At 72.0% G+C, this 9,539-nt stretch carries 9 protein-coding genes; 3 read left to right on the top strand and 6 right to left on the bottom strand.

What is annotated here, in order from left to right; translation table 11 throughout:
- Positions 1-129 precede the first annotated feature (129 nt).
- From AB0C35_RS36475 to AB0C35_RS36460, 4 genes are read right to left on the bottom strand one after another with little or no spacing between them, the layout of a single operon-like run.
- Positions 130-1,314, bottom strand: a complete 1,185-nt coding sequence (locus AB0C35_RS36475; RefSeq protein WP_358466341.1) for an acyl-CoA dehydrogenase family protein — start codon at positions 1,312-1,314, stop codon at positions 130-132.
- A 21-nt stretch (positions 1,315-1,335) separates the two neighbouring features.
- A complete protein-coding gene (locus AB0C35_RS36470; RefSeq protein ID WP_358466340.1) occupies positions 1,336-2,355 on the bottom strand; it encodes a ferredoxin--NADP reductase in 1,020 nt (339 codons plus the stop codon).
- Positions 2,352-4,088, bottom strand: a complete 1,737-nt coding sequence (locus AB0C35_RS36465) for an FAD-binding protein (RefSeq protein ID WP_358466338.1) — start codon at positions 4,086-4,088, stop codon at positions 2,352-2,354. Before AB0C35_RS36465 ends, AB0C35_RS36470 begins: the two co-directional genes overlap by 4 nt.
- Entirely contained in the window at positions 4,085-4,954 is an 870-nt protein-coding gene (locus AB0C35_RS36460; protein ID WP_358466336.1) for an alpha/beta fold hydrolase, read from the bottom strand. The genes AB0C35_RS36465 and AB0C35_RS36460 overlap by 4 nt, the downstream gene beginning before the upstream one ends.
- Before the next feature lie 308 nt (positions 4,955-5,262).
- On the opposite strand from AB0C35_RS36460, the gene AB0C35_RS36455 reads away from it, so the two are divergent.
- Positions 5,263-5,862: a flavin reductase family protein gene (locus AB0C35_RS36455; RefSeq protein ID WP_358466334.1), complete on the top strand. Its 600-nt coding sequence runs from the start codon at positions 5,263-5,265 to the stop codon at positions 5,860-5,862.
- Positions 5,863-5,927: 65 nt separating this feature from the next.
- Here AB0C35_RS36455 and AB0C35_RS36450 read toward each other — a convergent pair whose 3' ends face one another.
- The gene (locus AB0C35_RS36450; protein ID WP_358466332.1) at positions 5,928-6,833 is read right to left on the bottom strand and encodes an IclR family transcriptional regulator; all 906 of its coding nucleotides are present in this window, start codon (positions 6,831-6,833) and stop codon (positions 5,928-5,930) included.
- Between the two features lie 177 nt (positions 6,834-7,010).
- Here AB0C35_RS36450 and AB0C35_RS36445 point away from each other — a divergent pair, with 177 nt between their 5' ends.
- Together AB0C35_RS36445 and AB0C35_RS36440 are read left to right on the top strand one after the other, a co-directional pair.
- Positions 7,011-7,883: a TIGR03619 family F420-dependent LLM class oxidoreductase gene (locus AB0C35_RS36445; protein ID WP_358466330.1), complete on the top strand. Its 873-nt coding sequence runs from the start codon at positions 7,011-7,013 to the stop codon at positions 7,881-7,883.
- Positions 7,880-8,377: a nuclear transport factor 2 family protein gene (locus AB0C35_RS36440; protein WP_358466328.1), complete on the top strand. Its 498-nt coding sequence runs from the start codon at positions 7,880-7,882 to the stop codon at positions 8,375-8,377. Before AB0C35_RS36445 ends, AB0C35_RS36440 begins: the two co-directional genes overlap by 4 nt.
- 3 nt (positions 8,378-8,380) lie before the next feature.
- Here AB0C35_RS36440 and AB0C35_RS36435 read toward each other — a convergent pair whose 3' ends face one another.
- On the bottom strand, positions 8,381-9,397 hold the full coding sequence (locus AB0C35_RS36435) for a hypothetical protein (protein WP_358466326.1): 1,017 nt from the start codon (positions 9,395-9,397) through the stop codon (positions 8,381-8,383).
- Positions 9,398-9,539 lie beyond the last annotated feature (142 nt).

The raw sequence follows: 9,539 nt of genomic DNA, 5'->3' as shown, positions 1-9,539 counted from the left end.
CACTGAAGGGCGCGGGTCTGCCGATGGGCGCTCGTTCCCGGACGTCGCCAGCGTCCTGCGGGCGGACGCGGCACCGAGGGCGCCCATAAGGGCAACACGCCGCAAGTCAACGGTGGGGCTGGAGGACGGTCAGATCATTGAGCGCATGGGGCCCTGCGGGGGCTCGATGTCCAGGTCCGTCAGTGCGGAGACGTGGTAGACGGAGCCCGGGACGTGGATCGCGTGCGCGAGGCCGACGTGCGCGTCCCGCCAGAACCGCTGGATCGGGTTGTCCGTCCGCATCGCGTTCCCGCCGGACCGGACGACGATCTCGTTCATGGCCTGCACCGACCGCCAGGCCGCGCGGACCTGGGTGCGGCGGCCGGCGGCGCGCTCGGCGAACGTCGGGACCTGCCCGGCGGCGACCATGTCGTACATGCGGGAGCAGTTGTCCAGCAGCGCGGTGCGGGACGCCTTGATCTCCTCGGCCGCCTCGCTGATCGCGTACAGCACGTACGGGTCGTCCTTGATCTTCGTGCCGGTGATCTGGACGCGGTTGCGCTGGTAGGCCAGGTGGTGGTGCAGGGCGCCCTCGGCGATGCCGATCACCGCGGCGGTGATGCCGAGCGGGAACACGCACGAGAACGGCATCAGGTAGGACGGGTTGGTCAGGCCGGCCTCGCGGGGCGCGGAACCGTCCACGACCTTCGAGTACTCCAGCGTCCGGTAGGCGGGGACGAACGCGTCCTTGACGATGATGTCCTTGCTGCCGGTGCCCTTCAGCCCGGCGACGTCCCAGGAGTCCTCGACGATCTCGTAGTCGGAGCGCGGCAGGATGAGGTGCAGCGACCGCGGCGGCATCGCCATCTTGCCGTCCTCGTCGCCGAGCATGCCGCCGAGGAAGATCCAGTCGCAGTGGTCGGTGCCGGAGGAGAACTGCCAGCGGCCGTTGAAGACGTAGCCGCCGTCCACGGGGCGGGCGATGCCCATCGGCGCGTACGGCGACGCGATCCACGTGTCGGGGTCCTCGCCCCAGATCTCCTCGCGGACCTTCGGGTCGGCGTAGGCCATCTCCCACGGGTGGACGCCGACGATGCCGGCGATCCAGCCGGTGGATCCGTCGAGCGAGGCGATGCCCATCACCGTCTCGGCGAACTCGCGGGGATGCACCTCCAGGCCGCCGTGCGCCTCCGGCTGCAGCAGCCGGATCACCCCCGCGTCGCGCAGTAGTGTCGCGGCCTTGTCGTCGAGCCTGCCGAGCGCCTCGTTGGCGGGGCCGAGCTCGCGGATCTGGTCCGCCCGTTCCATGATCGTGTCAAGCACGCGGTTCGCCATCGCCTGTCTCCCGAGATGTCGTCAGCCGTCGTATGTGATCTTCAGCCGGTCGGTGACCGGTCTCGCCTGACAGGCGAGGATGAGGCCGTCGGCGAGATCCTGCTCGTCGAGGACCGTGTTGGCGTCCAGGGTGACCTCGCCTTCCAGGGCTATGCAGGCGCAGGCCGAGCAGTTGCCCTCCCGGCAGGAGAACGGGGCGTCGACGCCCGCGCGCAGCAGCGCGTCGAGGAGCCGCTCGGACTTCGGCCAGGGCACCGTCTGGGTCTCGCCGTCCATCTCGACCTCGATCTCGCCCGCCTCCCCGTCGTCCGCGATCTCCTCGGGGGCGTCGGGCTCCTCGAACGGGTCGCCCTCCAGTGAGAAGAACCGCTCGACGTGCACCCGCATGCCGAGGCCGGTGAACGTCTCCGAGACCAGGTCCATGAAGACCTCCGGCCCGCACACGAACGCCTGCCGCCCGGTGTAGGGGGCGGCCAGGGAGCCGAGGGCGGCGGGCGTCGGCAGGCCCTGCACCGACTCCAGCAGGTGGACGACCGTGAGCCGGCCGGGGTGCCGTTCGGTGAGCTCCCGCAGCTCGTCCGCGAAGATCACCGACCGTTCGTCCCGGTTGGCGTACAGGAGGGTGACCGACCCGCTTCCGCCCGCCAGGCACGATTTGAGGATCGACATCACCGGGGTGATGCCGCTGCCGCCCGCGACGAGCAGCAGGTCGTCGTCCAGCGAGGACGGCGTGAACGTGCCGGCGGGCCGCAGCACCTCCAGGACGTCGCCCGCCGTGACGTTGTCGCAGATCCAGTTGGACCCGAGACCGCCGTCGACCCGCTTCACCGTCACCTTCAGCCGGTCGTCGGTGACGGGCGAGCTGCACAGCGAGTAGCAGCGCGCCGCCCAGCCGTCCCCGGACGGGACGCGGACGGTGAGGAACTGCCCGGGCCGGTAGCCGAACCGGTCCCGGTCGCCCTCGCCGGGTTCCAGGACGAGCGAGTGCGCGTCGGCCGTCTCGTGGACGACCTCCGCGACCCGCACCTTGAGCCCCGTCATGACCGTTCCGCGGCCTTCCCGTCGGCCTTCTCGCCGGCGTTCCCGTCCGCGCTCGCGTCCGCGCTCGCCTTCGGGTCGGAGGCCGCCGCGTGGCGGGCCGCGATGTAGCCGAACACCATGGACGGGCCGATCGTGGCGCCCGGACCCGCGTACTCGTTGCCCATCACCGACGCCGACGAGTTGCCCGTCACGTACAGGCCCTCGATGACCGTCCCGTCCTCGCGCAGGACGCGGGCGTGCTCGTCGGACACGAGACCGCCCTTGGTGCCGAGGTCGCCGACCTCCAGCCGGAACGCGTAGTACGGCGCAGTGTCCAGCACGTCCATGTTCGGGTTCTTCAGGTTCGGGTCGCCGTAGTAGCGGTCGTAGGCGGAGTCGCCGCGGCCGAACTCGGGGTCCTTGCCGTCGCGGGCGTACCCGTTGAACGTCTCGACGGTCCCGGTCAGCGCATCCGCCGGGACGCCGATCTTGCCGGCCAGTTCGGCGAGCGTGTCCGCCTTGAACACGATGCCCGCCTCGTAGAACGCCTTCGGGATCGGGGCGCCCGGCAGGATCTGCGCGAACGGATACCGGGCGCGGGCCTTGGCGTCCATCACGAACCACGCCGGGACGTGGCCGCCTTCGAGCTGGTCGTGGACGAAGTTGACGTACGGGGCCGCCTCGTTGGTGAACCGCGTCCCGTCCTCCGACACGATGACCTGCCGCGGGATGGCGCGCTCGGACACCAGCGGGATCGTCGCGCCGGCCGGGTGCCGGACGGCGGGCATCCACCAGGCGTCGTCCATCAGGTCCAGCGCCGCGCCGAGGCCCTCGCCGGCGCGGATTCCGTCGCCGGTGTTCTCGCGGGCGCCCATCGCGAAGTCTTCCCGCCCGCCCTTCGGCAGGTGCTTGTCGCGCATCTCCTGGTTGTGGTCGAAGCCGCCCGTCGCCAGGAGGACGCCCTTGCGGGCGCGGATCCGGATCGTGGTGCCGTCCCGCCGTGCGGCCACGATCCCGGTGACGCGTCCGTCCTCGCCGGTGACGAGTTCGGTCATCGCGGTCTTCAGCCAGAGCGGGACGCCGGCGTCCTTCAGCGCCATCCGCAGCCGGGCGACGAGCGCCCGCCCGCCGGTCGACATGTGGCGGCGGCGGACCACGTTGGACGACACGCGCCACGCCGCGACCAGCGACGCCCGCCGGCCGGTCCAGGTGCGCTTGGCCATCGCGAGGTCGTGGTAGTCCTTGGCCGTCACCCACAGGCCCAGCGGGCCCTTCATGTTGTTCGCCCTCTGGTACTTCTCGTCCTCGCCGAGTTCGCGGGTGTCGAACGGCTTGGCCTCGATGGACCGGCCGAGCGGACGGCCGCCCTCCAGCTCGGGGTGATAGTCGGCGTAGCCCTTCGTCCAGAAGAACTTCATCCACTTGCTCTTGCCGATCAGCTCCATGGCGGCGGGGCCGTTGTCGACGTAGGCGTCGAGGCGCTCCGCCGGGACGCGGCCCTGGGTGAGCAGGTCGAGGTAGCGGCGGATCGACTCGCGGCTGTCGTCATGGCCGCGCGCCTTCAGCGTCGGGTTGTTCGGAATCCAGATCCCGCCGCCGGACAGGCTCGTGGAGCCGCCGAACTTCGATCCCTTCTCGACGACGAGCGCGCTCATTCCCGCGTCGTGCGCGGCCAGCGCGGCGGTCATCCCGCCGCCTCCGCTGCCGACGATCACCAGGTCGTACTCGTGGTCCCACTCCGGGGTCGCGCTCACGCGTCGTCCTTCCGGGTCAGGAACGCCAGCACGGCGCTCTCCCAGGCGGACTTCTGCTCGATCATCACCCAGTGCCCGCAGTTGGGGAAGATGTTCACCTGGACGTCGGGGATCGTGCGCATCGGCACGAGGACCATGTCGACGGGGCTGACCCGGTCGTCCCGTCCCCAGGTGATGAGGGTCTTGGCCTTCAGCTTGTGGAGCATCGTCCAGTACGGCGGTTCGTCCGACCGCGCCATCGCCTTCGCGCGGGCCGCCATCGCCTTCGACCCGTACATGCGGCGGGCGCTGGCGAGGGTGTCGGGGTCGGTGGCCTGCCGCCAGCGCTCCTCGATCATCTCCTCGGTGACCAGCCTCGGGTCGTAGACCATTGAGCGCAGCCACCGGATCAGGCCCTCGCGGGTCGGGTCGTCGGTGAACTCCATCAGCAGCTTGATGCCCTCGCCGGGCGACGGGCTGAAGATGCTCTGGCCGATCCCGCCGATGGTGACGAGGCGCCGCACCCGGTCGGGGTGCCTCAGCGCCGCCTGGGCGCCGATGATCCCGCCCATCGAGTTGCCGATCACGTCGACCTGGCCGAGGTTCAGGCCGTCCAGGAACCGGACGATCGCGCCGCCGGCCGCCATCATCGGGTGCTCGTCGGTCGGGTCGCTGACCCCGAAGCCGGGGAACTCCAGGACCAGGCACCGGAAGTGCTCGGCGAACCGGGCGAGGTTGCCGCGGAAGTTCCGCCACCCCGTCACGCCGGGGCCGGACCCGTGCAGCATCAGCAGGGGCGGCCCCTCGCCTGCCTCGTGGTAGCGCAGGACGCCCTGGTCCGTGGCGAGCTCGCGCAGCGTCGACTCGTAGGTCAGCTCCGTGGGCATGATCTCCCAGTCCTTCGACGGTGGCTTGACGGGAACGTAATCCGCGCGGTGGCCAGGCCACCCGGTGGATCCCGATCAGCGGGACGCACGTCTCACCGCCCGCTCCCGGGGCCGGTCCGGCGCCCGCTTCCACTCAACGGGATCGGCGCGGGCCGTCCCGTCCGGGCCATGCGTACGTTTCCGGCGGACCGGACCACTTGACCGGCGGCGGGTCCATGCCACTTAGTGGATTTTGTCCCTTGGACGTTTTGTTGAGTAAGACGTTGATGACAGGGATTGTGTCCCGCACCGAGCCCCGAGGTGAACAGATGCCAGCCGAGCCAGCGCTCACCGCCGACACCGGACTCGCGTCCCACGACGCCGCCGCGCCCGACCCCGCGGACTTCCGCAAGGCGATGGCGGAGTTCGCCACGGGCGTGACCGTGGTCACCGCCCTCGACGGCGGCGAGCCGGTCGGCTTCGCCTGCCAGTCGTTCGCGTCGGTGTCGCTCGAGCCGCCGCTGATCTTGTTCTGCGCGGACAAGCGGGGCCGGTCGTGGCCGCGGATCCGCGCGGCGGGCCGGTTCTGCGTGAACGTGCTGGGCGAGGAGCAGCGCGAGCTGTGCGAGCGTTTCGGGTCGAGCCGGGGCACCAAGTTCGACGGCCTTGAGTGGGAGACGTCCGAGTGGGGCACCCCGGCGCTGCCGGACGTCCTGCTGGCCGTCCACGCCGTCGTGCACGACGTGCACGAGGCCGGCGACCACGAGATCGTGATCGGGCGGGTCCTGGCGGTCGAGCGGCATGAGGTGCGCGACGGCGCCTGGCGGCGTCCGATGGTGTTCTTCCGCAGCCGGTTCGGCGTCGGCGAGCCCGACGCTCCGACCGCCCCGGACCCGTGGGGCCTGGGCGACCGGTGGGGCTGGGGCTGACCCCGCACCCGGCCGCCGCGTCACGATCCACCGCGTCGCAATCCGCGGCGTCAAAGTCCGCCGCGTCACATCCAGTCGCCGCGTCCGTCCACGGCGAGCAGCCGGTTCATCGTCTCCGGCGACCATGTCGTCTCCCGGCTCACCCGGGCGGCGCCGCGCCGGGCGCGTCCGCCGGCGCGTTCCCCTCGGGGGGTCGCGCCGGGGAAGAGGATCTGCGACGTCTCGCGGGCGGCGGTGACCACCAGCGGCGCGACGTTCTCCAGCGGGGTGCGGATGTCGCCGACCAGGGAGATCCCGGCGACCGGCCCCTCGGCGCCGCGGATCGCGACCGCCACGCAGGCGATGCCGGGGAACGACTCGCCGCGCTCGAACGCCAGGCCGCGGCGCTGCCGGACCCGGTGCAGCTCCTGGTGGAGGATGCCCAGCTCGCCGATGGTGCGGCTGGTGAACCGGCTGATGCCGGCGCCGAGCAGCGCGTCCACCTGCTCGGGCTCCAGCCACGCCAGCATCGCCTTGCCGAGCGCGGTGCAGTGCGCCGGGGCCCGCCCGCCGACCCGCGACGGGACGGACGCGGCGAGCCGCCCGCCGAGCTTGTCGAGGTAGAAGACCTCCGCGCCGTCCAGCACGGCCAGGTGCGCGACGAGCCCGGTGGTGACCTGCAGTTCGTGCAGCAGCGGCGCGGCGGCCTCGCGGATCTTGCCGTGCCCGCCGTCCTGCCCGCCGAGGCCGAGGGCGCGCCGGCCGAGTCCGTAGCCGAACGAGTGGTGCGCGAGCCAGCCCTGCCGGACGAGCTGGTCCAGGATGCGGTGCGCGGTGGACCGCGGCAGCCCGGTGCGGCGCGCGACGTCCTCCAGGGTCAGCCGGGCGGTCGGGCCGTTGAACGCGTCGAGGATCAGGGTCATCCGCTCGATCATCGACGGCGGCGAGTCGCCGCGGGCCGGAGCAGCCGCCTCCATCATCGCCTCGGTCATCGCGTCTCCCAGAGCATGACTGAAATGAATTCTTGTTAGGAGAATCTAGCAATCGCTTGGCCCGATGGGAAGAGGGCAAGTTTTCCCAGGTCAGCGCGGTCCAAGTGGCTGAGACCGTCGACCTGACCCCGCCGGACACCGTGATAGAACGTTTTCCTGTCGTAGAGGGGAGCAACGATGCGTGTCGGCCTCGTCACACCGGTGGTGGCACAGCCGCCGGGCCACGCCGTCTGGGAGCCGGACGCGGGCATCGAGGACATCGCCCGGATCGCCGAGACCGCCGACCGGCTCGGCTACCACCACCTGACGTGCAGCGAGCACGTCGCCGTCCCCGCCGAGGCCGCCGGGCAGCGCGGCGGCGTCTACTGGGACCCGCTCGCCACCTTCGGCCACCTCGCCGCCCGGACGTCCCGCATCCGGCTCGCCACCCAGGTCCTCGTGCTCGGCTACCACCATCCGCTCGCGATCGCCAAGCGGTACGGGACGCTCGACCGCGTCAGCGGCGGGCGCCTCACGCTCGGCCTCGGCGTCGGCAGCCTGGAGGAGGAGTTCGACCTGCTCGGCGCCCCGTTCGCCGGCCGCGGCGCCCGCGCCGACGACGCCCTCGCCGCGCTCCGCGCGTCCCTGTCCCGGCGCACGCCGGAGTACCACGGCGCGTACTACGGCTTCTCCGGCCTGGTCGTGGAGCCCCACGCCGTCCAGGAGCACGTCCCGCTGTGGATCGGCGGCCGGACGGCCCGCTCCCTGCGCCGTGCCCTGACCGCCGACGGCTGGGTCCCGTTCGGGCTCCCCCTGCGCACGCTCGTGGAGATGCTCGCGTCCTGCGACCTTCCGCCCGGCTTCGACGTGGTGCTCGCCCCGTCCCGCCCCCTGGACCCGATCGGCGACCCGGACGCCGCCGGCGCCGCGCTGACCCGGCTCCGCGAGGCGGGCGCCACGATCGCGGGCGTCCGGCTGGCGTCCTCGTCGCCCGGCCACCACTGCGAGCAGCTCGCCGCGCTCCGCGACCTGGCGGGCGCCTACGCGCTGACCTTCGAGGAGAGCCTGTGACCGCCGAATCCCGCCTGGCCGCCATCGAAGAACGCCTGCGCGCCCTGGAGGACGAGCGGGAGATCACCCGGCTGATCCTGTCCTACGGGCCCCTGGTCGACAGCGGCTGCGCCGGCGACGTCGCCGCCCTCTGGGACGAGGACGGCGTCTACGACGTGGACGAACTCCTCATGACCGGCCGGGCCGAGATCGAGGCCATGGTCCGCTCGGCACCCCACCAGCGCTGGATCGGCGGGGGCTGCGCCCACTTCGTCGGCCCGCCCCACGTCACCGTCGACGGCGACGAGGCCACCGCCGCCGGCTACACCCTCATGATCGTCAACACCCCGGACGGGTTCGTCCTGCGCCGCGCCACCGCCAACCACTGGCGCCTGCGCCGCACCCCCTCCGGCTGGCGGGCCGTCACCCGGACGAACCGCGTCCTGGACGGCCGCGAGGAGTCCCCCGGCCTCCTCGCCTCCCACTTCCCGGACGCCGTCCGCCACCGCCCCTGACCGTCAGCGGAAGCGGTCGATGTTGAGCAGGTCCCCGGCGCCCAGGCCGACGCCCCACAGGGAACTGCTGCGGCCGATCTGCTCCAGGTCGTACATGTAGGGCCACCCGGGGGCGGGGGGACGCGGCACGTTGGTCCATGTGGCGCCGTCGTAATGCCGGTAGTACCGGGACTGGCTGTCCTGCAGCCAGACACCGCCCTGGCCGTCGGACGCGATGTCGCCGAGGAACCCGACGTCGGAGGCGAACGTGCTCACCCGCTCGTACGGTGACGGCGTCTTGGTCGCGGTGAACGTGCTGCCGTCCCAGTGGACGAGTTCGGGCCCGGAGAAGAGCGGGTCCATCGGAAGCGTGTAGAACCACACGTCGTCCGGTCCCACCGGGACGATCTGCAGGACCCAGTGGGGCCATTGGCTCGGCCACGACATGTGGTTCCACGACTCGCCGTCGTAGTGCCACAGGGCCGTTCCGCCGCCCGACGAAGGCGCGCCGCCCGCCCAGACGTCCTCCGGGGTGCGCGCGGCGATGGCGTTCAGCGGGGTGCCGCTGGGAACGGTCAACCCCTGGTCGGCCCACTCCCCCGCGCGGTACCGGAACACCTTGGAGCCGTCGGCGCCGAATCCCGTGGACCAGGCGGAGCCCCAGCCGTCGATGGACACCGCCATGGGCGTCTCCGAGGGGTGGTGGACGGCCGTCCATGCGCTTCCGTTCCAGTGCAGGGACTTCGCGGCGGCGGTCCCGCCGCCCTGCCCGACCGCCCAGGCGTCGGCGGGGTGGTGCGCGTCGACGTCCACCAGCTCGGGCGCCGTTCCCTCGGGGACGGCCTGCGGCGTCCAGGAGCCGTCCTGCCAGCGCAGGACGAGCGGCTCACCGCCGGACGCCTGGCTGCCGACCGCCCAGGCGTGCCCCGGGTTCGGCGCGGTCACGCCGTACAGCGCGGGGCTCACCAGCCCCGTGACCGGGACGTGCCGCCATTCCCCGCTCGGCGCGTCGGCGAACGCGGGAACCGGACTCACCAGCACGGCGGCCACGGCGAGTGGTACGACACGACGAACGAATACGGATCTCACGGGACGGCGCCTCCCAACAAGGACAGGGATCTGCTGCGCCAGTGTTTAGTGGCAAGGTCACCCTGTAAAGACGCCCGCCCCGGATGGCCGGATG

The organism is Spirillospora sp. NPDC048819 (assembly GCF_040650055.1).
Lineage (GTDB): Bacteria > Actinomycetota > Actinomycetes > Streptosporangiales > Streptosporangiaceae > Spirillospora.
This window is presented reverse-complemented; position numbering and strand designations above follow the sequence as displayed.